General features: G+C 38.6%; 23 protein-coding genes. 5 read left to right on the top strand and 18 right to left on the bottom strand.

Annotated elements, in window-relative coordinates; genetic code table 11:
* Nucleotides 1–6: 6 nt before the first annotated feature.
* The 15 genes from NOS7107_RS04045 to NOS7107_RS03975 form a co-directional block, all read right to left on the bottom strand.
* Nucleotides 7–1,149, bottom strand: a complete 1,143-nt coding sequence (locus NOS7107_RS04045) for a DegT/DnrJ/EryC1/StrS aminotransferase family protein (RefSeq protein ID WP_015111716.1) — start codon at nt 1,147–1,149, stop codon at nt 7–9.
* On the bottom strand, nt 1,150–1,710 hold the full coding sequence (gene cysC / locus NOS7107_RS04040) for an adenylyl-sulfate kinase (RefSeq protein ID WP_044500498.1): 561 nt from the start codon (nt 1,708–1,710) through the stop codon (nt 1,150–1,152). It abuts the gene before it with no gap.
* Between the two features lie 83 nt (nt 1,711–1,793).
* Complete coding sequence (locus NOS7107_RS04035; protein WP_015111714.1) at nt 1,794–2,801, bottom strand: sulfotransferase; 1,008 nt, start codon at nt 2,799–2,801, stop codon at nt 1,794–1,796.
* Nucleotides 2,802–2,804: 3 nt separating this feature from the next.
* Nucleotides 2,805–3,884: a GNAT family N-acetyltransferase gene (locus tag NOS7107_RS04030; RefSeq protein ID WP_015111713.1), complete on the bottom strand. Its 1,080-nt coding sequence runs from the start codon at nt 3,882–3,884 to the stop codon at nt 2,805–2,807.
* On the bottom strand, nt 3,874–4,926 hold the full coding sequence (locus NOS7107_RS04025; protein WP_015111712.1) for a DegT/DnrJ/EryC1/StrS aminotransferase family protein: 1,053 nt from the start codon (nt 4,924–4,926) through the stop codon (nt 3,874–3,876). The genes NOS7107_RS04030 and NOS7107_RS04025 overlap by 11 nt, the downstream gene beginning before the upstream one ends.
* A 4-nt stretch (nt 4,927–4,930) precedes the next feature.
* Complete coding sequence (locus NOS7107_RS04020) at nt 4,931–6,577, bottom strand: glycosyltransferase (RefSeq protein ID WP_015111711.1); 1,647 nt, start codon at nt 6,575–6,577, stop codon at nt 4,931–4,933.
* A gap of 44 nt (nt 6,578–6,621) precedes the next feature.
* Nucleotides 6,622–8,400 carry an ABC transporter ATP-binding protein gene (locus NOS7107_RS27120; RefSeq protein WP_015111710.1) on the bottom strand — a complete coding sequence of 593 codons (1,779 nt, stop codon included), beginning with the start codon at nt 8,398–8,400 and terminating at the stop codon, nt 6,622–6,624.
* On the bottom strand, nt 8,397–9,143 hold the full coding sequence (locus NOS7107_RS04010; protein WP_157373948.1) for an ABC transporter permease: 747 nt from the start codon (nt 9,141–9,143) through the stop codon (nt 8,397–8,399). Before NOS7107_RS04010 ends, NOS7107_RS27120 begins: the two co-directional genes overlap by 4 nt.
* A 116-nt stretch (nt 9,144–9,259) precedes the next feature.
* Nucleotides 9,260–11,131, bottom strand: coding sequence for an asparagine synthase (glutamine-hydrolyzing) (gene asnB, locus NOS7107_RS04005; RefSeq protein WP_015111708.1), 1,872 nt, complete (start codon nt 11,129–11,131; stop codon nt 9,260–9,262).
* Nucleotides 11,132–11,169: 38 nt separating this feature from the next.
* A complete protein-coding gene (locus tag NOS7107_RS04000; RefSeq protein WP_172641454.1) occupies nt 11,170–12,540 on the bottom strand; it encodes a hypothetical protein in 1,371 nt (456 codons plus the stop codon).
* A 72-nt stretch (nt 12,541–12,612) separates the two neighbouring features.
* Complete coding sequence (locus NOS7107_RS03995) at nt 12,613–13,626, bottom strand: NAD-dependent epimerase/dehydratase family protein (RefSeq protein ID WP_015111706.1); 1,014 nt, start codon at nt 13,624–13,626, stop codon at nt 12,613–12,615.
* 66 nt (nt 13,627–13,692) lie between these two features.
* A complete protein-coding gene (locus tag NOS7107_RS03990; protein ID WP_015111705.1) occupies nt 13,693–14,862 on the bottom strand; it encodes a DegT/DnrJ/EryC1/StrS aminotransferase family protein in 1,170 nt (389 codons plus the stop codon).
* On the bottom strand, nt 14,859–15,440 hold the full coding sequence (locus NOS7107_RS03985) for an acyltransferase (protein WP_015111704.1): 582 nt from the start codon (nt 15,438–15,440) through the stop codon (nt 14,859–14,861). Before NOS7107_RS03985 ends, NOS7107_RS03990 begins: the two co-directional genes overlap by 4 nt.
* Nucleotides 15,433–16,392, bottom strand: a complete 960-nt coding sequence (locus tag NOS7107_RS03980) for a Gfo/Idh/MocA family protein (RefSeq protein ID WP_157373945.1) — start codon at nt 16,390–16,392, stop codon at nt 15,433–15,435. The genes NOS7107_RS03985 and NOS7107_RS03980 overlap by 8 nt, the downstream gene beginning before the upstream one ends.
* A gap of 14 nt (nt 16,393–16,406) precedes the next feature.
* Nucleotides 16,407–17,753 (bottom strand): nucleotide sugar dehydrogenase, encoded by a 1,347-nt coding sequence (locus NOS7107_RS03975; RefSeq protein ID WP_015111702.1) that lies wholly within the window; start codon nt 17,751–17,753, stop codon nt 16,407–16,409.
* Between the two features lie 351 nt (nt 17,754–18,104).
* On the opposite strand from NOS7107_RS03975, the gene NOS7107_RS03970 reads away from it, so the two are divergent.
* The gene (locus tag NOS7107_RS03970) at nt 18,105–19,220 is read left to right on the top strand and encodes a glucuronosyltransferase (RefSeq protein WP_015111701.1); all 1,116 of its coding nucleotides are present in this window, start codon (nt 18,105–18,107) and stop codon (nt 19,218–19,220) included.
* A 4-nt stretch (nt 19,221–19,224) separates the two neighbouring features.
* Here the strand turns inward: NOS7107_RS03970 and NOS7107_RS03965 are convergent, their stop codons facing one another.
* Entirely contained in the window at nt 19,225–19,458 is a 234-nt protein-coding gene (locus tag NOS7107_RS03965; protein ID WP_052314751.1) for a hypothetical protein, read from the bottom strand.
* Nucleotides 19,459–19,635: 177 nt separating this feature from the next.
* Here NOS7107_RS03965 and NOS7107_RS03960 point away from each other — a divergent pair, with 177 nt between their 5' ends.
* From NOS7107_RS03960 to NOS7107_RS03945, 4 genes are all read left to right on the top strand, one after another.
* The gene (locus NOS7107_RS03960) at nt 19,636–19,827 is read left to right on the top strand and encodes a DUF2862 domain-containing protein (protein WP_015111700.1); all 192 of its coding nucleotides are present in this window, start codon (nt 19,636–19,638) and stop codon (nt 19,825–19,827) included.
* Nucleotides 19,828–19,913: 86 nt separating this feature from the next.
* Nucleotides 19,914–21,014, top strand: a complete 1,101-nt coding sequence (locus tag NOS7107_RS03955) for an ArsA family ATPase (RefSeq protein WP_015111699.1) — start codon at nt 19,914–19,916, stop codon at nt 21,012–21,014.
* A 123-nt stretch (nt 21,015–21,137) separates the two neighbouring features.
* Nucleotides 21,138–22,187: a chlorophyll synthase ChlG gene (gene chlG, locus NOS7107_RS03950; protein WP_015111698.1), complete on the top strand. Its 1,050-nt coding sequence runs from the start codon at nt 21,138–21,140 to the stop codon at nt 22,185–22,187.
* Between the two features lie 284 nt (nt 22,188–22,471).
* Nucleotides 22,472–22,759, top strand: a complete 288-nt coding sequence (locus NOS7107_RS03945; RefSeq protein WP_015111697.1) for a hypothetical protein — start codon at nt 22,472–22,474, stop codon at nt 22,757–22,759.
* Nucleotides 22,760–22,804: 45 nt separating this feature from the next.
* On the opposite strand, the gene NOS7107_RS03940 is transcribed toward NOS7107_RS03945, so the two are convergent.
* Together NOS7107_RS03940 and NOS7107_RS03935 are read right to left on the bottom strand one after the other, a co-directional pair.
* Entirely contained in the window at nt 22,805–23,764 is a 960-nt protein-coding gene (locus NOS7107_RS03940) for an alcohol dehydrogenase catalytic domain-containing protein (RefSeq protein ID WP_015111696.1), read from the bottom strand.
* Nucleotides 23,765–23,880: 116 nt separating this feature from the next.
* Nucleotides 23,881–24,450 (bottom strand): hypothetical protein, encoded by a 570-nt coding sequence (locus NOS7107_RS03935; RefSeq protein ID WP_015111695.1) that lies wholly within the window; start codon nt 24,448–24,450, stop codon nt 23,881–23,883.
* Nucleotides 24,451–24,539 lie beyond the last annotated feature (89 nt).

Below are 24,539 nucleotides of genomic sequence, written 5' to 3'. Positions count from 1 at the left end.
TTACAATCACATTGCAGAGTGTCTTCCAAGACCTGATTTCAAGGAATTCACTACTAGCTGTTGATCACTGTCGGTCATTCCTGGAAAGATTGGCAAAGTAATTGATAAATCTTCTGCATTAGCAGCGTTGGGATATTGTTCAGCTTTGAGATTGTACTTATTTTGGTAATACCCAAGACGGTGGACAGCGTGGGTTCCTGGTCTAGTTTGAATACCGTCTTCTGCTAGTGCTTCCATAATGATGTTCCGCCGATTTGCACCACCTTCAAGGATACGTATTACATAAGATTGGTAACTGTGTCCAGACATAGGAGGTGTGCTAGGTGTGGCAATGTCGGCTATGCTTTCTAAAAGCACATTGTATTGTTTAGCGCAACTGATGCGATCTAATAAAAGTTGATTAAGCTTTGCCATTTGTGCTAGACCGATCGCAGCTTGGATATCGCTAAAACGAAGATTAAAGCCCAAGTGATCAAATCGCCCCATATAGTATGGTTTGGTCGCCTCAATATCAGGATTGGGCGAAGCACCGTGATTCCGTAAAACTTTCAGCCTTTCTGCTAACTCTGCATTATTAGTTGTGACCATTCCGCCTTCACCTGTGGTAATGACTTTGCGCGGATGAAATGAAAAACAACCAATATCACCAAGTCCACCAACTGGCTGACCATTATATGTAGTACCAACTGCACACGCAGCATCTTCAATGATGGCAATATTATACTTCTGGGCGATCGCTAAAATTTCTTGCATTCGTGCAGCTAGTCCAAATAGATGCACTACAACTACAGCTTTAGTTTTTGGAGTGATAGCTGCTTCCAAAGCTACAGGGTCAATGTTAAATGTATCGATTTCTACATCAGCAAAGACTACCTTAGCACCTACGTATTCAGCACAATGAGCAGATGTCACCCAGGTAAATGCTGGTACAATAACTTCATCTCCTGGCTGTAATTGCAAAGCCATCGCCGCCAGATGTAAAGCAGCTGTACAGGAGGTTGTGGCTAAAGCATATTTTACTTGGTGGCGCTGCTGAAATAACTCTTCAAATTGGCGCGTAATTGGCCCTTGAGTCACCCATCCTGAGTCTAAGCATTGCTTGACCATAAGGATTTCTTGCTCGTCGAAGGCTGGGGAAGTGATCTGCATTTATTTACCAATAAATTTTTCTAAAATTAGGCGATCGCAATAGTTTTGTACTACTAAATATTCCAATACTTTAGTCACACTATCTGTTAAATTCTCTTGGTCTGTGCGACATTCCACTTCTGGATTGAGTGGTTGTTCATAAGGGTCATCAATACCAGTGAAGTTTTTGAGTTCTCCAGAACGTGCTTTTTTGTACAAACCCTTAACATCTCGCATTTCGCAAACTTCTAGAGGCGCATTGACAAATACCTCAACGAAAGACCCGATATGCTGTCTAACTTCTTCCCGGACTTGACGATATGGCGAAATTACTGAAACCAAGACAATTACTTCATTGCGAGTTAACAGGTTAGCAATAAAACCAATGCGGCGAATATTTTCATCGCGGTCAGCTTTGCTAAACCCTAGACCTTTGCTGAGGTGCTGTCGGACTAAATCTCCGTCTAGTAATTCGACCTTGTAGCCTTGCGATCGCAACTCTAGTTCGACTTGGGAGCTAATTGTCGTTTTACCTGCTCCACTCAGACCTGTAAACCAAACTGTCACACCATGCTGTTTCAGTTTTATACAACCTCCAGTCAATGCAGTCAGAGATAAAATTATAGTGACAAGTGCTGGTTTGTCAATCTGAATTACCAAAAAAATTATTGTATGGCTGCATCTTCTAAAGCTTGTCTAAGTTTTAATCTAACTGGATTTTCCTCACCAATCCTTTGTGGAGCCGATAAATTAGCTACTGGATGACCAACTTTTGGGATATCACAGCCGATGTGCGCCATTTTTTTGACGAAACTGTCAATTATGACTTCTGGTGCTTGAACTAACTCTTCATAGCTAATCACCATTTTTCGTTCATTGCTGACTTGTGCTAAATCTCTGGTAATAACATGACGAATTGCTAACAACTGTCCTGCGATTTGTTCTTCAGGCGGTAATTCTTTCAAAAGTGAGTAATTTCTGGTTCTAAAAGACCACCATTTATCCACTGAACCTAATCTTTCTTTACGTACACGCCAAACAGATTCTGCAACATCAACTAAATTTCGTTGTAAATCGATGAAAAAGACGTTGGGAATTTGATTTAATATGGGAATAAAAAAATCACATAATAGGCATTTAAATATAACAGGCTGTGCAAATACATTGGCAATTGCATTTAATTCCTCAGTCAATTTTTCCAGATTTACTTTTTGTAAATCTTGCTCATCTGGCTCATGAACATCATCACAAACTCCCAGATGGCGCGACCAAAAATAACCAAATTCATGGGGTTCTTCTATACGTTTAGTGACTCCATGCTGACTTTTATATTGTCGGCATTTCTGAAAGCGATCGCCTATTAATATTTTTTGCATAAACGCACCCACAGCAGGTGTTTCATAAAATCGCGCCATTAAATTTGATGGATATCCAATATCTAAGCGCGACGCTAATATCTGACTAAGTAGAGTAGAACCCGACCTTTGGGTTCCTAAAATTAAAACAATTGGCTCATTTACTTGCACTACTGCCTGATTTTCAAACTTATTTTGTAGAGGTATCAGCAGTTGATTCAAATTTTGCAGAATTTCTTCTTCAAATTGATTTTTTTTAAAAGCAGTTAATCTTTCTTCTGTATCAAAAGAAGATTTCTCTTTATAATTATTATTCATATTTTATTTTTTTAATAAGTGAAATGGTAAAACATAGAAATATGGATATTCCGCCAATATTTGTTTACTTGTCAGTTGCCGCAAATAGTTGGAATTATCATACTCTTTGATGTAATAAAAGTATTTTTTATCTTGTGTACCCCAACGCGATTTAAAATTATATACTCCCGTTTGCGTTAACCATGTCCCACCCCAATTCCAGTAAAGACAACCACGTTTTGCTGTTTCTAACATCGCTTCATATATAATCAGACTCATCGGCTGATAAATACGATAGCTGGCTAAAGTGGCTGGTGTATAATACTCAACTGTGCGATTGTAGAAAAATACTAATAAGCCTGCAATAATTTGCCCATCTTTTTCTGCTAAATATATGCGGTAATCTTTGTTATAAACAAATGTATCTCGAATCGCCGTAAAAATAGAAAAAGGCTTAGGCATTCCCCCAATCGCTGAAATATTCTCCTCATGTAAATCAACTAAAGCTTGTAAAGTTACCAATGAATCAGAATGATATATGGTGATTTCACTTTTCTGTGCTTTTCTCACACAGTTACGTGTTTTTTGATGAAACAAGTTCATGAGAGAGTCAGTAATTTTTTCCTGGTTGCTAATATCTGTAGGTAAATTAACTAATTGTCCAATGCGTTCATCGCGTAATGTATATAATGAATGAGATTCATAAAAATCCATATCAGATGCTAAAGGATTAGAAATTAATGTCGAAACTACGACAGACTCTTGAACCGCTAAATTGTAAAAAGACTCAATAAGTGCTTGTTTAACTTTTTCTGGATGGGCTGCTTGGGGTGAAATAATTATGCCCCCATTACTTCCATAAAAAGGTAGAGAGTTGAGTACATTTCCATAGGTAGAGTTGCGTTTGATGAATGACGGTAATGCACCAACTAAACATCCAGAATCGTAGGCTAAAAGATAATAATCCTGACTATTAACTAAAATTCGCTGCAAAAAATTTCTATATTTTATCGAGCTATAAAGAAGAGAAGAAGGACAAGAATGCAACAAATCTTCGTAAGTGTCTTCCTTATTTGGTGTTAACAGTTCAACTTCAATACTCATAGTTTGTTGACCATATTATATGACAAGCTAATACTACTTGTTGAACTTCTGAGTTAGATAAGGCAGGATATATAGGCAACGAAACTGTTTCGGCAAATAATCTTTCGGCCGTTAGGAATTGATGTGGTTCTAAACCCAAAAAGCGGTGTAGTAAATTATCTACACCACGTCTCACTTGAATGTTATGTTGATGAAATTGCTGTTGATAAGTCTCAAAATTACCGTTAACTCTGACAGTAAATCTAAAAAAAATGCTTATCTGGTTGATAGCTGCTGGAAGTTGTAGTGAGCAATTCTGGAGATGGTGCAAATAGTAATTAGCAATTTCTTGTCGTCGTTGTAAGAAATGTGAATATCGGGAAAGTTGGCTTAAACCTAAAGCTGCTTGTAAATCTGTGAGAGGTGCGGCTATTCTTCTTCTTATAGAAAAGCTATCTCCATCACGCAGCGATCGCATCTTTTCTAACAGGTTACTACTATTTGATACTGCCATCCCTCCTTCCCCTGTAGTTAAGCACTTGGTAGCATGAAAAGAAAATATGCCAATAGTGCCAATACTTCCGACTTTAGCACCATTAATACTACTGCCAAAAGCCTGACAGCAATCTTCAATAATGGGTATATCAAAACATTTCAAGGCCTGAGTATTAGCCGCAATACCAAAGATATGCACAACAATAATTGCTGCTGTTTTAGATGTTACTTGAGCAGCAATAGTCTCCTGTGTCATATTCCCATCATTGCCAATATCACACAGAACTGGTTTAGCACCTACACTAATTACCGACTCCATGACGCTTTTGCAAACGTAGGTAGGTAAAATTACTTCATCATCACCGTTTATGCCTAATGCTGTTAAAGCTAATACCAAAGCAGATGAACCACTAGCAACTGCAACTCCACCTGCTACACCCAAGTAATCAGCCACTTTTGTTTCTAACTGATGAACTAACTGGCCTTGAGCAATCATCCCACTTGTTAGTACAGTTGCAACAGCTTGTTGATCAGCCTCTGTAATCCAAGGCTTAGAGTGGGTAATCATTCATCTAATTACTAATTGATTGCTTACAAGCAATGTGATAAGCATTTTCTTCTGCACTTACATCATCCCACAATGGGTTAATTAAATCCTGTGGGAGTGCAACTTGATCTGCTGTTAACCGCAATAAAGCCTGCATCAAGGGTACTGTTTTATCTTCGCCATGATTCCGTACTAGCCATTGTCGCAACTCTCTACCTTTTTGTTCTCGTAATTCAGGATTATCTACTAAAACAAGCAATGCTTGAGCAATTTCCGCAGGTGTACTGACATTAACCATAGGTGCAACATCACCCAAATACAAGGGTTCATATTGCTCTGTGCGGAGTTTAATAATTACTGGCTTACCAATTGCGGCTGCTTCTAAGGCAGTTGCACCATAGTAACCATAAACAAATTGATCTAATACAATGTCACAAGAACGGTAGTAATCAATTAAACGTTTTTTACCGACTGGATTAAGAATGATGAATTGATTCTCCATTCTAGATGATTGCAATTTTTGTCTAAATTCTGCCGCAGAATTACCCCAAGCCAGAAATATAAACCGAATTTCTGGTTTTTGTTGAGCAACATTAATTAATGCTTGGAAAAAGGTTTCATCTTGTCCTTTAACTTCTTTATCTAATCTAGATGTAGTTAGTACGTATATACCTTTACCATATTTTGCTTCCCACTCTTTTCTGGCTTGCCCTTCTCCAGGAAAATAGCGAGAATCATCCATTGGATAAGGTAGATATACGCCGTTAGTTAAGCCAAGTCGGCGACAATGCCCTAAAGTATGCGGATTAGAAATCATCAAAAATCTAGCTGCATTAAAAGCTAAATTCATGATTTGTCCAAAATCATTTCCCATACCAGTGGAAAACTGCAAATCTCCACCAGTAGAAGCAACACAGTATGGTTTACCGCTCAGATAAGCAGCTATAGGAATATTTGTGGCGTATACAACATCAAATTGGGAAAGGGCCTTGGCTAACTGATAATATGGATAAACACCTTGATAAGCCATAAATGGCTCATGACGCAAACAAAGTGAGTCTTTTAATAAATGTAGTAAAGGTGAGCGATCGCCTTCACAAAACTTGAGATAAGCTGAATAAAACTGAGAACCTTCTAAAGGTATCCGGTAACAAGGTATTTCTAAAGGAATATCAGGATAAGCATTTAAGAAATTTGTCCCATCTAGTAAATCTGGGAATTCTCCATCAAAATTTTCCCATTCTGGTGCGCCGATCGCACTCACATCTGCAATATTGGGAAATAAAGCTACTTCATAATGATATTTCTGCACTAACATAGCCCATTTGTGCATATTTTGAGCCATATTATCTAAAAATGCACATTTTATTGGCTCTGGATGTTTCCCCAAATAATCTAATGCAAATTGCCAAACAGATTCAGAATAACTACGAAATCGGCTAATATTATTTGCTGTCAAATAAGGATGATTCCAAGGATAATAATCAATGCTGTTATATCTGCTTTTTTGAAAACTCTCTTCCAGTGGAATAAACTTACTATTACTAATTTCTAACTCTAATTGCTCACGCTGTAATTCTGCTTGCTGATTCTCTATTGCTATTGTTTCTTCAATTATTACTAGCTTCGATACAAATTTATAAAATAGATCTTTGATAATAGATTTAGGCATATTAAATGCTATTAAATACAGTTTAGTTAAAGTTAAAAATTAATTTAAATATCTTCTGTGATATATTCTACAGGTACTTGTATATTAACTAAACCAAAACAAACTCCGGGAAGTTCATTATTGACTTTAAATTTTAAACCAGAAACGTTACGCGCTAAAACTTCACTATAAGGAAAATTATTTTCATAATTCCAACCATTAGCGCAGTAAGCAGAAACACTGTATTCTCCTGCGGCTATATAGTTTTCGTTAAATTTAAAGCAAACCTTGACTTTACCACTAATATTATGCAAGTTATGATTTTTTAACCCACTAGATTGCCAAAAAGTATGTACACCATCAGAACGAGTAATTTTAATTCCCACATCAGCAACAGCCACTAGACGATTAGCCAAGATGGTAACTGTAATTTCAAAACTTTGGTGTGCGTCGATGGTATATTTGTCTTCTCCATTAACAGTGAGTTTAATTTCTTCGATTTCAATATCAGGTTTACTTTCGGCTTGTATTTTATTCAATGTCAATTGATACTCTTCATTAGAGACGCATGGGATTTCTAATTTAGCCATACTTGACTCCCATCCATCTTTTAAATTCTGATGTTCAATTGTATCTACCTTCTGCCAAGTTCCTATTTTATAATTAATAAATTCAATATCAATTTTTTCTTTATTGAGAATTGATTGACTTTCCAGTAATAAATTGAAAGTATAGCTATTTTGTTTTAAATTCGGTGGCGGTACTTTAATAAATATATACCCACCAGTTTTTTTACCAGATTTAGCACTCAAAATTCTACAATCATAACCATCTTTAGAATAAAGCCTTCCCCATTCAGATTCTAGTAAATCTAGCCAAACATTAACATTTGGATCTTCTACATTTTGCAGTGTTAATGGAACTGTTAAATCTTCTAAATTTTCGCTCGATAATTCAATATGCCTAATGTAATGTGTATCTGCAAAAATACAATTTTCTTGATTAGAAACTAATCTCAGGATCAAAATATTAGATTCAGGATTCTCTAGCGTACTCACCAGATATGTACTCTGATGCTTTTTCGCCATATTGCCAATTCTTGTGGCTTCATCTTCGCGCTTGCGATAATCCTCTTCATACTTATTCAGTACATATTCTGCTTCACCTATCTCTCGCAGTGAGCCATTATCTAGCCAAATGACTGTATCACATAACATTTGCACTGCACTTGTAGCATGACTGACAAATATTAATCCTTTTCCTTGATCGCATAAATCGATCATTCTCTTGGTGGCTTTACCCATAAAATAAGCATCACCAACACTTAGAATTTCATCAACAACTAATATTTCTGGTTTGATAGCTGTAGTAATAGCAAATGCCAGTTTAGCATTCATTCCTGAGCTATAAGTTTTCACTGGTGCATAAATGAAATGCCCTAATTCTGTAAATTCAATAATTTCTTCTGTAATTATTTCAATTTCTTCTTTTGGGCAACCATTCATGATTAAATTAAAGCGGATATTTTCTAAACCTGTTTCTTCTGGGTTTAAAAATGAAGTTAAACTTAACATGGCAGAAATCTTGCCATTAACTTCTACTTGTCCAGACGTAGGCTTTAAATTACCTGTGATGATTTTTAATAAAGTACTTTTGCCAGAGCCATTTGGCCCAATAATTCCGACTTTTTGTTTAGCTTTAATTTTAAAGCTAACATCTTGAAGCGCCCAAAAAAGATCGTGACGTATCTTGCCAGTTACCATCTCTAGAAACATACTTTTAGGAGATGAATACACTGGATATGCCATTGATAAATTTTTAACTGAAATTATATCTTCAATCATAGTAAGTTTCCAAACATTACCTGTAACTTACAAAATATTTTATAACCGAGAGAGAAAATAAGATGGCTCATAATTATGGCAAAAATCCATGCAAAAGGATGCTGAAATTTGCCGAAATAAAGTGCATCTTGATAGCACCAAATAATATAGCTAAATGGATTAATATATAGTAAAGGTTGAAATATTTGTGGTATTTGCTCTGGCAAATAAAAAATCGGAAGTAAGTATACTCCTATTAGTGTAAAAATTTGGACAAAATCTTTAATATCTTTGAAATAAACGCCTATAGCAGATAGTATATAAGCTATGCCGATCATCATTAAAGATTGAATGAATAGAAGAATTGGCAATAGTAGAAAAGTAAGATTAATCTTTTGAAATGCGATACTGACATAGACAATTAAAATTAATAAGAATATAAGTTGATTGATTAATGAAGAGATAACACTTTTAATTGGTAAGATGGCAATTGGAAATACTAATTGTTTAACTAAATTGGCATGGCTAATAATTACTGTACTCGCTTTACCTAAAATTTCCTGTAAACTTAACCAGGGAATTAGACCTGATAATATGTAGGTTGTATAGTCAAAAGGTAAATTTCTATTCGCACCGATTTTAATTTTAAACACAAAAACAAATATAAAAATATAAACACCCATTAAAGTTAAAGGGTGCAATATTGCCCAAACATTACCTAAAACTTGACCTTTATATCTATCAGTAATTTCACGTTTAGCCATTTCCAAAATTAACTGTCTATGCCTTTGGAAAAGATAGGCTATTTCTCGAAATGGCTGCAAATTATCTTTTAAAGTAAACATTCTGTAGAAAAAGTAATAAATATGAGCTAAGGAAGTTATAAAAAAAGACTACACCATTTTTCTAAATTCAACAGTGACCAGATTAATAAGCGGCGATTAGCCTTTCCTTGCAAATGCTCATCGACTAATTGGCTTACGGCTGATTGATCTAAAAAATTGTAAATCTTAGCATGATTATTTTCAATTGTGCGCCGCACATAATCAATACTTTCTCCCTTAAACCAACTAGCATCAGGCGCAGAGAATCCCTGTTTGACTCGTTCCGTTAAAACTTTAGGAATATAGTTGCTCATGACTTCGCGGAGCAATAATTTACCATCTTTATTTTTTTGAAAATACTTGTCAGTTTTATTTCCTGGTTCATTTTCGTTTAATCTGATTACTTCTGTAAGGTTGCCCAATTTTAACCGCGTGGGGATTTTCATGGCAAAATCCACCAAATCGTTATCCAGAAATGGTACTCTCGTTTCTAAGGAATGCGCCATACTCAATTTATCTTCCACAACTAAAAGCCCATGTAAGAAAGTTTTAGCTTCAAAGTAAAGAGAGTGATTAACATAATCTTCAGGACGAGTTAGCTCAACCGAATGCTGTCTAAACACACTGCTAAAAATATCTTTAGTAGAAATATGCTCTACTTTTGACCAAATCGGTTGAAAAACATTTTTAATTTCTTCTGGAGATAGTAATCGTTGCCAAAAACTATAGTATTTATCAACGTAATGCTCAAAATCATCATTGACAACTGCACGGTAATAGCGCCAAGGATAACCTGCAAATAGTTCATCTCCGCCAGTACCAGCAAGGACAACTTTCACAAATTTACTGGCTAATTGGGCTACATAAAAATTTGGATAACTCTGTCCTACACGTGGTTCTTCCAAATGCCATGCTAAACGCGGCATTACTCGTTCCATATCACCAGCTTTCAAGACCATTTCGTAGTGTTCAGTCTTGAATAAATAAGACATATATTCAGCAGCTTCTCGCTCATCATAACTCACTTCAACACCAGAAGCGGAATTAAGGTCAAAACCACAAGTAAAAGATTTAATATAGGGAAGTTGTTGCGCCGCGATCGCAGTAATTGAGCCACTATCTATTCCCCCGCTTAAATAAGCTCCCAATTCGACATCACTAATTAGTTGGCGATTGATTGCTTGGCGAAATAATCTATCTAATTCTTCTAGATATTCTCTGTCATCTAAAGGATTATCTGGCTCAACAAAATGATAATCCCAATATTGTTGTTGTACTGACTTTTGCGTGTCTAATGATAGACACATATATGTTCCCGCAGGCAACAGTTTTATATCTTTAAATAAAGTTTTTTCAGTTAAGAAATTTTGAAATGTCAAATATTCCAGTAATCCCTCAAAATCTATAGATCGAGGATAATCGGGATGTGCAATGATGGCTTTGACTTCCGAACCAAAGATAAATTTAGTGCCTGTGTTTGTGTAATATAAAGGTTTAATTCCGTAGCGATCGCGTGCTAAAAATAATTCTCTTCGCCGCTTGTCCCAAATTGCAAAGGCAAACATACCATTGAATCGTTCCAGGCATTTTTCTCTCCACTCTGCATAAGCATAAAGTAGCACTTCGCTGTCTGTGCGGGAACGAAATTGATAGCCTAAAGATTCTAATTCAATGCGTAATTCGTTAAAATTATAAATCTCTCCGTTGTAGGTCATAATCAACTGACCATCGATTGTTGACATTGGTTGATGGCCAGCCGGAGATAAATCTATGATAGCTAGACGACGATGACCAAGACCAAGACCATTATCTATATATTGTCCTTCACCATCTGGGCCTCGGTGAGCGATCGCATCTGTCATTTTTTTGAGTATCACTGGGGATACTGGATCGCCATCTAGATTGAGTATACCTGTAATTCCACACATTCAATTTTGGTAAATTTTGTTACTGAAAATCAAAATTTTTATAACTTAAGTTTAATTTCATTAGACATTGGATAAACTTTCTTACCTACAGATTCACCATGAGCATCATAAGGCATCACAGAGACATAATAAGTATTTTGTTTGGGCAATGATAATTCTACCTTGGTATCTGATGTTTTAAGTAAATTGATTTCATGATGCGGCTCTTGATCAAGATATTTATACATTTTTGGTTTCCAACCACCTCTATTACTCCAATATTTTTCTACTTTTTTATCGCTTCTCCATTCGTTATAAGACCATTCTCTTTGATGCTGAGAAATATAAATTTTATAACCTAGTAAATCGTTATCAAAGTCTTTACTCGGCTCCCATTCTAGAATTACTTTGTCTATTTTTTCATCCTGGAAAATTTCTATATTTTTAAATATAATTTCCGTAGGAGCATAATAAATAGGTTGACTCTCCTGAAGAATTCTTTTTTTATCTAAAACACTTTTATAATAATTCCACCCATACAATTTATCTTGTTCTTGTTTTACATTGGCAGTTTTTTTATAGTAATAAGGTAATGTACCTTCATAAGCTTTTTGGTAAAAATAAAAGTAAGATGGATATATGTATCTATATGGCATCTGTTCTATTTCATCTTTTACCTTCTCCTTATCTATCCAACTTTTAAAAAATACCTCTTGATATGCAGCTACTGAGTCTATTGAGTAAGGCGTTTGGCTGAGTTGTGCAAATGAAGGTATGATGCCATTTTTTATAACTGTTTCTCCATCTGTAAAAATATCTGTATCAAAGTAATGGTACTGTTGTTCATAAAATACTTCAGCCAATACATGGTTTCCTGCTTGAACTAAGCGAGCTTTGTATCCACCCGCTTTAAACAAATCTACAGCTAATCTAGCTCCATGACCACATCTCATTTCTCCTAATTCCAGTAATATTAACGGATCAAATACTGGTGTCTTATCTGGGTAAGTTGGTTGTAAATACGCATTATGCAAACTACTTCTACGCAAAAATTTTAACAAAGTAATGTGTTTCTCTGTATTCGTTTGAGCATTTTTGGTGACTTCTAAAAATATATATTTTAGGGCTTTTTTCCGATTGACACCTTTTAATTTTTGTTCAACCTTCAACAGACGATTAAAATCATAATCATAAGTTATATCTATTTTTTCTAATGGTTTTCCTAATCTTAAAGGTGAATATTTAGGGTTATAAAAATCTGTACCTTGTCGTTCATATTTAGCGATTTGAAAGTTTTTAATGTAATTTTCTGTCTTTTGGTAGTTGACGTAATTAGGCCAGAGAAACACTGCTAGTAAACCTAAAATAAAAAAAATGAATAGGTTTTTAAGATGACGAAGAACTAATTTAATACTCATTACATCAGCCAATGTATATTACACCTAATTATTAATTAGATTAGATGTAATACACATTCACCTTATGAATGATTTGATCAGGATTTAATCAGCTATTCCCACTGCGCGGCGACGACTAGCGACTTCTTCTTTGTGACTATTGCGCCATTCAATAAGTTTCGCTAGTCCTTCTTTAAGTTGTAATTTGGCTGCAAAATCAATTTCCGCAGATGCTTTTTGAGGACAACCTACACGGTTGGTTACAAAGGTTTGACCACCTGGTTCATATTGAATTTTCAAGTCAGAACCGGTAACTTCTAAAATCAACTCTGCTAATTCTTGAATAGTAGTTTTCACACCAGTACCAACATTATAAAAAGCATCTGTAGCAGTTGATTTCATTGCACAAACGTTAGCTCTAGCACAATCTCCGACGTAGATAAAATCATAGGCTTGTGAGCCATCACCATAAACTACTGGGGGTAATCCTTTATCTAGTCTGTCCAAAATTTTCATAATTACGGCAATATAAGTACCCTGATAATCTTGGCGTGGCCCATACACATTCATATACCGCAGTCCCACATAATCAAAATGTTTTTCTGTACCTTTGTAGCGATGATACAGAGAACGACATATATGTTCGCCTGCTATTTTAGTTGCCCCATAGAAAGTGGTATTGTTATATGGATGGTCTTCTCTCATTGGCTCTTCAATTGCATCACCATACACAGAAGCCGAGGAAGAATAAACTAGCTTTTGTACTCCATTATTAATACAAGCTTCTAAAACATTAAAGGTACCCCCAATATTAACTTCAAAAGCAGAACGGGGATAATCGTAACAATGCAATAACCACAGGGCGGCAAAATGAAAAACTCCATCAATGCCTTTCATCGCCTGATCTAAAATATCTCTGTGGAGGAGTTCACCACCTAAAGGAAAAACATTAACTCGTGGGTCTTTAAAAGCTTCAGTTAAGTTTTCTTGTCTGCCGCGAGTGAAATTATCATAAATGCGGATTTCTGCGACATCTTCTTTTAGTAGTTGATCAACTGTGTGAGATCCAATTAATCCAGCGCCACCAATCACTAAAAGCCGCTTGCCTTGTAAATCCATGATTTTTCTCCAGTTTGCACCTAGGCAGATTCATCAACAAAAAGTTAGTTTACCCTAAATAGGATGCTATGAATCAAGAACTATTGCTTCCTTGATTGTTTTAACCACTCGGTTAATTTCAGTGTCGGCTAATTCTGGCCAGATGGGTAGACTCAGAACTTCATCAGATAGCAGATCACTCACGGGATTTGCGGGATACTGACCTTTATATACAGGCAATTTATCTTGAGGAATGGGATAGTAAATCATACTACCGATGCCTTGGGCGGCTAAATTTTGCTGCACGCGATCGCGCTTACCATCTAAAATCCGAATGGTGTATTGGTGAAACACATGACCATCGGCGAGGTTTGGTGTAATTACACCTGCAACATCAGCCAATAATTCGTTGTAAGTTTTTGCAACTCTGCGTCTGCCTTCATTCCATTGGTCAATATGGGGCAACTTCACACGTAAAATTGCTGCCTGCAATGTATCTAAGCGGGAGTTATAACCTAAAACTTCATTATGATACTTCTTCTTGGCCCCATGTACGCGCAACATCCGGGCAGTTTCAGCAAATTGGTCATTATCAGTAGCGATTAATCCGCCATCACCGAAAGCACCTAAGTTTTTAGAAGGGAAGAAGGAATAAGCGCCAACATCGCCGATTGTACCTGTTTGTTTGCCAGTAATGCGGGTACGTATACTTTCTTGACACTCCTCATTGCATCCAGCACAAGTGCCATGATAACGTGCGCCGAAAGACTGGGCGCAGTCTTCAATGACTTTGAGATTGTGGGCTTGGGCAATGTCTAAAATGGCTGCCATCGCTGCGGGATTACCATAGAGGTGAACTGGCATGATAGCTGTGGTGCGTGGTGTAATTTTCTCAACAATGGCGGCTGGGTCAATATTAAAGCTATCGGCACTAATATCAGCAAATATTGGTGTTGCGCCTACGTTACTAATTGATTCAGCTGTAGCAAAAAAGCTAAAGGGTGTAGTAATTACCTCATCACCTTGATTAATGCCTAACGCTTTCAACCCAATAACTAAAGCATCAGTTCCAGAGTTTACCGCGATCGCGTGTTTCACGCCCAGATACTCTGCTGCTTCTTGCTCAAATAATTTGACATCTGGCCCCATAATAAATTGACCAGATTCCAACACCCGTGTGATAGCTTCCTGAATTTCAGCTTTGAGAGATTCGTATTGCGGTTTAAGGTCGAGAACAGGAATTTTATCTTGGCTCATGAAACCCTTATCACTTCTTTCTCTGATACTTGTTGATATTTGGTGCCTGTAGAATCTACAGCATAGCCATCAGCATCAAACTGTAGCACATCTCCGTAGGCACTCATCCACCCAATTATGTTTGCGGGTACTCCAGCCACCATTGCATAAGCTGGTACATCTTTTGTCACCACTGCGCCGGCGGCGACAAAAGCACATTCATGTAAGGTAACACCACAAACGATTGTGGCATTTGCGCCAATACTGCTACCGCGCTTGACCAAAGTTTTTAGGTAATCATTACTGGTATTGCGCGGAAATTCACAACGCGGTGTTTTGACGTTGGTGAAGACCATACTGGGGCCGCAAAAAACATAGTCTTCTAAAATTACGCCTTCGTACAGCGAGACGTTATTTTGAATTTTGCAATAATCACCAACAACTACGTTATTAGAAACTAAAACATTCTGCCCGAAGATGCAGTTCCGTCCAATTTTCGCTTTGGCGAAGATGTGGCAAAAATGCCAAATTTTTGTACCTTCGCCAATGTCTGCGCCTTCATCCACATAACTGGATTCATGTACAAAATAATTAGCCATGTAGGGATTTCTGCGCCTCCTCTAAAATTTCCACGACGGCTACACCATTCCACCCATCAGAACGGGGGGTTTGACGGGTTTGCAAACAATCTAGAAAGTGTTGACACTCGATTTTCAGGGGTTCTGATGCGGCTACTTCCACAATTTCACTACCTTGGTCGTAGTGTTTTAAATCTTGGTCAATATGTTTGTGGTGGATAGTCACAGTTTGAGCGACTTCATCGTAAACCAACATCTGCGCTTCGGCAATCACTACGGTGCTGCGTTCTGTTAACGGCCAGTACCAAGAACAATGAATCTGGGCTGATTGACCACTGCCAAAACGCAGGTCAACTTGTACAGAATCTTCAATACTGGGTTGTAAGATAGCATGACCTTGAGCTTGGACGCTTTGCAATTTTGGGTTGCCCAATAAGTCTAAGACTACAGAAACATCATGGGGTGCAAATGACCACCAGACATTTTCTTCGCTGCGGACTTTGCCGAGTTTCAATCTTCTGGCGGCGACGTGGATAACTTTCCCCGCTTGACCACTAGTGAGATAATTCCGCATCCAAGCGATCGCCGGCTGGTATAACAATAAATGTCCTACCATTAAAATTCGCCCGTGTTTGTCGGCGTATTCCGCTAGTTGTCTAGCTTCCTCTGTCCGCAGTGTCATTGGCTTTTCCACAAACACATCTTTGCCTGCTTGTAAAGCTGCCATTGCCAATTCATAATGGCCAGGTGCTGGTGTGGCTAAGACTAATGCTGGGACATCCGTTGCTAAGGCTGCGGCAAAATCACTGTATGTAGTAATATCTGGGTAAGTTGTGGCGATCGCTTCTCGTAAACCAGGATGAGCTTCGGCTACTCCTGCCAACGCCCCTAAAGTGTGGAAATTCCGCACCAAGTTTTTACCCCAGTTTCCCGCCCCAACTACAATTACTTGTGCTTGCCTTGAATTTGTCACCACTTCACCTATCCCTACAGCAAAGTTACTTTATCGTGCAGGCAATCCAGATGTCGAGTGATTCCTCTGGTATCTAAAACTGCTTTGGCTTTGGCGACTAACTTGACATAATCTACTTGACTGTGGTCGGTGGCAATAATTACCAAGTCAGCCGCCGCAATATTCGCATCAGTTAAGGGCAAACTAGTGAAATTTTGACCTTTGACTTCAATTTCCGGCACAAAAGGATCATGGTAAGCCACGGTCATTTTATCTTCTAGTAAATAATTAATTACCATGATTGATGGTGATTCTCGCCAATCACCGAGGTCTTTTTTGTAAGCTGTACCGATTACCAAAATTTTTGATTTCGCTGGGGCTAAACCCAAATCATTCAAGACTCTACGAGCTTTTTCCCTGACAAACAACGGCATGGAGCGATTGATTTCTCCTGCCAAGGCGATAAAGTGGGTATTAAAATTAACTTCCTTGGCTTTCCATTCTAAATAATGGGGGTCGATGGGGATGCAGTGACCACCGACACCAGGTCCAGGATAAAAGGGCATAATGCCGAAAGGTTTGGTATTGGCAGCGTCTAAAACTTCCCAAACATTTAAATCGATGCGATCGCACAATAACGCCAACTCATTCACCAAGGCAATATTCACAGCCCGAAAGGTATTTTCAAACACCTTGACTAATTCCGCTGCCTTAGCGCTACTGACTGGTACTACATGGTCAATAGTCTGCTGATAGAATAAAGTCGCTACTTCCAGGGAATGAGTATCCGAAGCACCAACTACCTTATTAGTATTTTTGGTTGTGTAGCGCTGATTACCAGGGTCTACCCGTTCTGGTGAATGGGCGAGAAAGAAATCTTCTCCCTGCTTTAAACCACTGGTTTGTTCCAATACCGGACGCATCACCTCATCCGTAGTGCCTGGATAGGTGGTAGATTCTAAAGTCACTAACTGTCCTGGTCGTAAGCGTTTGGCAATCGAATGAGTCACACTTTCTATGTAACTCAAATTTGGTGTTAAATTTTTTGTTAATGGGGTGGGAACGCAAATTACAATTACGTCCATCTCGGCAACACGATCAAAATTCAAAACTGCTTGTAAATTCCCACTAGTCACAACTTGTTTCAAATCTTCATCTTTAATATCGGTGATGTAATTGTCAGCCATGTTGACTTTTTCAGCCCTTTGGGGATTTTGCTCAATTCCCAACACCCGATAACCAACTTTGGCTTTTTCGACAGCAAACGGGAGTCCTACATATCCTAACCCCACAACACCAACGATCGCTGTATGTGTTCTAATCTTTTCTTGTAAAGCTAATAAAACAGAAGGCTTTTCCAACATGGCTCTATGGATAATCATTACACCTATAAAATTGGAAATTTTACTGCTGTAATGCAGATTATTTCCAATATTTCACAAGATGGATAATAGCAAAATAAATCTTATAAAATTATTGTGAAAGTTTTCACAATACTGGATTAAAATTATTTTTAATCTGTCAAAGTTACTCTACACTAGGCGCAGCAGGCGAAGACAGAGTTATCCTATCATTGAGTTGATTTATTATTACCATATTAATCACTCAATAGGTAAAAAAAGATATTGGTAACTAGAGGGGAACACAGTACTGACTTCGGCTTTCATTTGATTGCCATAGCTGTATTAGTTTAGCAGTTTGAGGACAATATTTATGATGATATGCAGTAAGTTATGAAGCGTGTAGTTTTAGTGACTGGACACTATTGGAATTCTAAACGCAAAGCAGGTTTTCACTGGCTGGCTGAGGCTTTTTGGCATCAGGGTTGGGAAGTTATTTTTGTCACATCTGCCTTAAGTTGGTTGTCTGTAATTCGGAGAGACTACCGCCTAGCTTATCCTGTATTGCAAGAAGCAAACCAACTTCAGCTAATACGGAAAAATTTCTGGAGTTATGTCTGGTTTACACCTTGGCATCCGGCTAATCTGCGCTCTAATTTACTCAATTATCTTAGCCGTGGTTTGTTTAATTTGTACGGCCAACTTCCTCTAGGAACCGTAGAACCTCTACTAAAAGAGACTGACTTATTTATCTTTGAGAGTACACCAGCTTTACTACTATTTGACCGATGTAAACAACTTAATCCCCAAGCTCAGTTTATCTATAGAGTGTCCGATGACTTGCGCCTTTTACGCAATCACTCAGTTGTATTAGACACTGAGGAACGAGTCGCCCCCAAGTTTGATTTAGTCAGTGTACCCAGCCAATATATTTACCGTTTATTTGCAGGTTTACTTAATCTAGAATTAGAGTTACATGGCATTCGCAAAGATATATTTAACCAGGATTATGCCAATCCTTACCCAGTTTCAGATACACCTAACGTCGTTTTTGTCGGTAACGCTCATTTTGATTACGACTTTTTAGAACAAGCTAGTCAATTATTGCCAAATTGGCAATTTCATATAATTGGGCCAATGAATAATTTACCTCAAAGAAATAATATTATTGCTTATCAAGAGTTACCATTTGAGTCCACAATACCCTATATTAAATATGCAGATATTGCACTTCAGACACTAGCATATACTCCTGGGGCTGAATGTTTTACTGATAGTCTCAAAATTATTCAATATAGTTATTGTCAACTACCAATTGTTGCTCCTGCTTATCTTGTATCGTCAAGAACAAATGTATTTTACTATCAACCAGGAGATGCTGGTAGTATTTATCAAGCTTTAATTGCCGCGCAGATATATGATCGGTCTCAAATTCTCACTGATAAAATCTACTCATGGGATGAATTAGTCTCACGGTGGCTAGAAATTCTAAATAAGAAATCAGCTTGATAGTCTAACTCAAATTATCTGGGTCAATTCCTTGCGATCGCAAATATTCTGCCAACCGTTGCGATCGCTCCTGTTCGTTTTGTAATCTTAATTCAGTGTCAGATAACTGTTGCTGTGCCTCAACTGCTTGTTGTTTTGCCTCAACTGCTTGTTGTTGTAAGTTTAACGCCGCCTCTTCTGGTGTTGGTACTAACTCTCCTTCATGTGTAAAGTAACGAAGTTTCCATTTCCGGCTCATCACTTAACAACCGAGTTGCATCGGGCATTTGTTGTTCTAGCTGTTGCGCTGTGACAAACATGGTTTTATACCTGATTGCGTGTTGATTTAATTTTAATTTGGAGTGGGGCGAAGCGATAGATGAGTCCCAGATTCCGCTAAACTGAGACTTGGTTTATTGCATTGTAATCAGGCAGCATGGAAATCGGACAAAAAGTTAAGGTGTATCGTCTACGCGATCGCGTACCCAGTTTAGTTGCTCAAAAACTAGGTAAAGTCGGCGTGATTGAAGGCTACAAAATGACTGATGGTAGCGGCGTTGGCATAGTGGTGAAGTTTGAAGATAATAGCGCCACTTGGTTTTTTGAGGACGAAATCAAACCAGTTTAGTCAGGCTAACTCAAGGTGGAAGCTAAGAGTATTTGCCTAGTGCTAAGTTGGAGTGGAAAAGACAGGCGGTAATTGGAAATCACAAAATGTCCCTAATATTGACATTTTTAGGCAATAGCGGCATCGCTCGTAGCAAAATTGCGATCGCCGCAGCTAAACTATTTGCAAGCCAAGGTAAGCGTGTACTATTGGCAGGACTGGCAGAACCAGTGTTACCTATCCTCTTAGAGCAAACACTCTCTGCCGACCCTCAACAAATCGCTCCTAATTTGCAAGCAGTACAGTTGCCAGCATCTGTACTTCTAGAACGCAACTGGGAAGAATTAAAAAAACTTGAGGCGCAATACCTGCGTACACCCATTTTTAAAGAGGTTTATGGTCAAGAACTGGTAGCCTTACCAGGAATGGACAGCGCCCTCGCTTTAAATGCTATCCGCGAATATGATGCCAGTGGTAAATATGATGTAATTATTTACGATGGCACGGGTGATTCTTTTACATTGCGGCTGTTGGGTTTGCCAGAATCTCTCAGTTGGTATGTTCGGCGATTTCGACAGTTATTTGTCAACTCCGATTTAGGCAAGACAATTACCGAATCGCCCTTAATTCAACCTTTGATTAGCAGTTTTTTTAACGTCAACTGGACAGCAGATAACTTTGCTCAACCCACAAACCAAGCCAACGATTTCTTGGATAAGGGGAAGGCTGCTTTAGCTGACCCCAACCGAGTTGCCGCATTTTTGGTAACAACCAATGACCCTATTGAAGTCGCAGTTGCTCGTTATTTGTGGGGTAGCGCTCAACAAGTTGGTCTGACAGTTGGTGGTGTGGTGCAGATTTCTGACCAAACAACAGCAAACTTAGGCACAGAATTTACACCTTTGGCTGTAAGTGTTGTCCCTGATGTTACCCCAGGGGAATGGCAACCGCTAATTGATGCCTTACCCAACTTTGTCGAGCAAGCAAACCAAGTACCAAGACCAATAGAAATTGATGTCCATAATCGTCAGGTACGCTTATTTTTGCCTGGATTTGACAAAAAACAGGTAAAACTCACCCAAGTAGGGCCAGAAGTAACAGTAGAAGCAGGCGACCAACGCCGTAATATCTTCCTCCCGCCAGCTTTAACTGGTAGGCCTGTGACTGGAGCGAAATTCCAAAATAACTATTTGATTATTTCTTTTTAAACCGTAGAGATTAGGGACTAGTAACGAAAAAGTAAAAAGGCAAAAGTAAAAAGAAATTAATCTTTTACCTTTTGATTTTTGACTTTATTAATTCCTAATCTTTTATTCCCAATACATAATCTTATGTCTGAATCAACTCCTATACCCCCCAATTCCAACCCTGCTGAGGCACTAGACTCAGTAACAGATAATTCTAGTGAAGCAGGAATAGTCGCCCAGAGCGAACGCACCGCCAAAACTCGCCAGCTACTAGGGATGAAAGGTGCAGCACCCGGAGAAACTTCCATTTGGAAAATCCGCCTGCAATTGATGAAGCCCATCACCTGGATTCCCCTGATTTGGGGTGTAGTTTGTGGTGCGGCTTCTTCGGGTAACTATACCTGGACTCTAGAAAATGTCTTGAAAGCCGCAGCTTGTATGTTACTTTCTGGGCCGCTGCTGGCTGGTTACACCCAAACCATGAATGATTTTTACGATCGCGAAATTGATGCCATCAATGAACCCTATCGCCCCATTCCCTCTGGCGCAATTTCTGTACCCCAAGTTGTGACCCAAATTTTAGTATTATTAGTATCAGGAATTGGTTTAGCATACCTCCTAGATGTCTGGGCTGGTCATGAATTTCCCACCGTTGTAGCCCTAGCAATTTTCGGCTCATTGGTTTCTTATATTTACTCTGCCCCTCCCCTGAAACTGAAGCAAAACGGCTGGCTGGGGAATTATGCTTTAGGTGCAAGTTATATCGCCTTACCTTGGTGGGCTGGTCATGCTTTATTTGGTGAACTGACTTGGCAAGTTTTGATTCTCACATTAATTTACAGCTGGGCAGGGTTGGGGATTGCCATTGTTAACGACTTTAAAAGTGTCGAAGGCGATCGCCAGTTAGGGTTAAAATCACTACCAGTCATGTTTGGTGTTACTACCGCCGCCTGGATTTGTGTATTGATGATTGACATATTTCAAGGCTTTATGGCTGCTTATCTTGTCAGCATCCATGAAAATTTATACGCGGCCATACTAGTACTGTTAATCATTCCCCAAATCACCTTCCAGGATATGTATTTCCTGCGTGACCCCTTAAAGAACGATGTGAAATACCAAGCCAGCGCCCAACCATTTCTTGTTCTCGGTATGTTGGTTGTTGGTTTGGCGTTAGGCCATGCAGGAGTTTAAAAAATTGCTGAGTGCTAAGAAAGAAGAAAGATTCTCAGGACTTACGCAAAAATAACGTAACTCCGTCATTACGACCGATAGGGAAGTAATCTCCCCTGACGCTGAGATTGCTTCCCTACACTTCGTTCCGGTCGCAATGACATTATTAGCGTTGCGTAAGTCCTAATTATATTTCGTTAAGCACTCAGCACTTTTTTCAATTTGAATATTACCTAAGACTCAGAAATTAGCCCTTCACACTGCGATAACATAACTTCTAACTGTTATTTTGATCAGGACTGGCAGTGTTACAAGCAATTATATTTATTATTCACGGCATTCAAAAATTTTTAGTACCGATTTGTTTTATTGGTGCATGGAGTTTGATTATTCTCGTCGTCTGGAGTCTGTGGACAGCAGCGCGGGATAGCGTAGCTACAGCCAAACAAATGCACCAAGTCCCCTGTCCTGGGTGCCAATTTTTCACCGACGACTACCGTCTGAAATGTACTGTACACCCGTCCCTCGCTAACACAGAAGATGCAATTAACTGTATGGACTACCAACCTAAGACAAATCCTTATTTGTATTAAGGGTTTAGGGTTTTAGGGAAATCCATCAAGTATAAATTTCATACTTCATACTTCCCCAACGTCCAATAATACTTTTAAAACGCCCCGACGTTGCGCCTCTTCAAAAGCTGCAATAGCTTCTGTGAGGGGATAATGAGCATAAATCAAGGGTTTTACGTCTACTTTTTCTGCTGCTAATAATTCCAAAGCCGCAGGGAAAGGGCCACAACGAGAACCAATAAGGGTGATTTCGTCCACAACCAAAGACGAAGCATCTAAACTTAAATTGCCTGCGTATGTACTTTTCATCACTAACGTACCACGAGGTCGTAAAGCGCGACGAGCGATCGCAAATCCTTCAGGATTACCAGTACAATCTACGGAGATATCAAAAGCTTTATCGGTAACTGCATCAATTAAACCCGTTTTAATTCCTCTGGCTGCTAAATTCGCCAGTTTTTCGGGATGACGACCCAACGCCAATAAGTCGCAGCCAGTTAAAGCCAGGGTTTGGGCTACAAGTTGACCAAGTTTCCCATCTCCCACCACTAACACCCGGTCATCTGCACACAAAACAACCTGCTGCTGAATTTCCAACGCTGCTGCTAGTGGTTCGGTAAAAGTTGCAATGTCTGTAGACACATTATCCGGTACAGGATGTAAGTTTTTTACGGGTAAACACAGATAATCTGCAAAAGCCCCGTGACGGTTCACAATACCCAATACTGTGCGATTTTCGCAGTGAGTCGGCTGTCCTCGGCGACAAAAACGACAATAACCACAGGCTGCATTAATTTCGCCTACTACCCGTTTATTGATTAAGTTCTCCGGCCCTTGTTCCACAATACCAACAAACTCATGCCCCAAAATACCAGTATATGGATAGTAACCCCGCTTCAACTCCAGGTCAGTATTACAAATTCCCGCCCGTAAAACACGCACCAAAGCTTCCCCTGGTTCAGGTTTGGGAACTGGAATATCTGTGCGTAGTTCCAGTTGTTGGTTTTCGAGCCACAGTCCTTTCATCGCTATTCCACTAGTAGATACTGCACCAACAGGTGAATGTATAACAACATTACTCTACTCCGCGTGACTCTGCGCTTAACTCTGCGCCCCTCTGCGTTTGTGAAATCACTCCAAGCCTAGGCAAATTCCCCCGTATCCTGATGGCAATTAACGCCTATTTTATTTAACCAAATGATCAAATCTTCGGAATGAACGGCGATTTCACTTCCTAAAGTTTTGATATATAGCAATCCATCACTAATAATTAAATCTCTGATAGGATACCAAGCATCACGATTTTGAATCAAAAGATCCAAAGGAATACCACCTTTTAAAACATTCTTGCGATATCTCCACCAAGCACGCCATAGCAAAACAGATTTAGTACAGTGCATCTGATAGCCTTTTGGCACTTGGCAATATTTATATCGATAGAAACCTCGATTGTCTATCTCGCCTTTTAAGAGATAACTGTATTCTACTAATACCTGATTGATCGATTCCCAATGAGAGGAATTTGCCTGAACGAGAAACTCCGAGAATGTGCTATTTAACTGGGATGTAGAAATTACACCTTGAGATTTGGCGGTAAGTTGGTTAGTTTTATATACAGTTTGCGCGGTCAAAGCAGAGTTAGATAACAAAATATCTGTGTTGTGGATAGTTTTGTCTACAAACTCACGAATTAACTCCAGATTGGATAACATAAAATTTATACCAAGTACAAGGTTATGTAACTTAGTAGTTTCGCCAGACTTATAATCCAATCAGGATAAGTAGAAATCGATTTACACTA

This window comes from Nostoc sp. PCC 7107, from assembly GCF_000316625.1.
Taxonomy (GTDB): domain Bacteria; phylum Cyanobacteriota; class Cyanobacteriia; order Cyanobacteriales; family Nostocaceae; genus Nostoc_B.
This window is presented reverse-complemented; position numbering and strand designations above follow the sequence as displayed.

What these genes read in the sequence shown, in the direction of transcription:
- NOS7107_RS03985 (WP_015111704.1), bottom strand. Translation starts at nt 15,440, where the DNA reads ATGGCTAATTATTTTGTACATGAATCCAGTTATGTGGATGAAGGCGCA.
- NOS7107_RS04030 (WP_015111713.1), bottom strand. Translation starts at nt 3,884, where the DNA reads ATGAGTATTGAAGTTGAACTGTTAACACCAAATAAGGAAGACACTTAC.
- NOS7107_RS04045 (WP_015111716.1), bottom strand. Translation starts at nt 1,149, where the DNA reads ATGCAGATCACTTCCCCAGCCTTCGACGAGCAAGAAATCCTTATGGTC.
- NOS7107_RS03940 (WP_015111696.1), bottom strand. Translation starts at nt 23,764, where the DNA reads ATGAAAGGACTGTGGCTCGAAAACCAACAACTGGAACTACGCACAGAT.
- NOS7107_RS03965 (WP_052314751.1), bottom strand. Translation starts at nt 19,458, where the DNA reads ATGAGCCGGAAATGGAAACTTCGTTACTTTACACATGAAGGAGAGTTA.
- NOS7107_RS03995 (WP_015111706.1), bottom strand. Translation starts at nt 13,626, where the DNA reads ATGGATTTACAAGGCAAGCGGCTTTTAGTGATTGGTGGCGCTGGATTA.
- NOS7107_RS04010 (WP_157373948.1), bottom strand. Translation starts at nt 9,143, where the DNA reads ATGGCTAAACGTGAAATTACTGATAGATATAAAGGTCAAGTTTTAGGT.
- NOS7107_RS03990 (WP_015111705.1), bottom strand. Translation starts at nt 14,862, where the DNA reads ATGAGCCAAGATAAAATTCCTGTTCTCGACCTTAAACCGCAATACGAA.
- chlG (WP_015111698.1), top strand. Translation starts at nt 21,138, where the DNA reads ATGTCTGAATCAACTCCTATACCCCCCAATTCCAACCCTGCTGAGGCA.
- asnB (WP_015111708.1), bottom strand. Translation starts at nt 11,131, where the DNA reads ATGTGTGGAATTACAGGTATACTCAATCTAGATGGCGATCCAGTATCC.
- NOS7107_RS04035 (WP_015111714.1), bottom strand. Translation starts at nt 2,801, where the DNA reads ATGAATAATAATTATAAAGAGAAATCTTCTTTTGATACAGAAGAAAGA.
- NOS7107_RS03960 (WP_015111700.1), top strand. Translation starts at nt 19,636, where the DNA reads ATGGAAATCGGACAAAAAGTTAAGGTGTATCGTCTACGCGATCGCGTA.
- NOS7107_RS04025 (WP_015111712.1), bottom strand. Translation starts at nt 4,926, where the DNA reads ATGATTACCCACTCTAAGCCTTGGATTACAGAGGCTGATCAACAAGCT.
- NOS7107_RS03955 (WP_015111699.1), top strand. Translation starts at nt 19,914, where the DNA reads ATGTCCCTAATATTGACATTTTTAGGCAATAGCGGCATCGCTCGTAGC.
- NOS7107_RS03935 (WP_015111695.1), bottom strand. Translation starts at nt 24,450, where the DNA reads ATGTTATCCAATCTGGAGTTAATTCGTGAGTTTGTAGACAAAACTATC.
- NOS7107_RS03970 (WP_015111701.1), top strand. Translation starts at nt 18,105, where the DNA reads ATGAAGCGTGTAGTTTTAGTGACTGGACACTATTGGAATTCTAAACGC.
- NOS7107_RS04020 (WP_015111711.1), bottom strand. Translation starts at nt 6,577, where the DNA reads ATGCCTAAATCTATTATCAAAGATCTATTTTATAAATTTGTATCGAAG.
- NOS7107_RS03975 (WP_015111702.1), bottom strand. Translation starts at nt 17,753, where the DNA reads ATGATTATCCATAGAGCCATGTTGGAAAAGCCTTCTGTTTTATTAGCT.
- NOS7107_RS27120 (WP_015111710.1), bottom strand. Translation starts at nt 8,400, where the DNA reads ATGATTGAAGATATAATTTCAGTTAAAAATTTATCAATGGCATATCCA.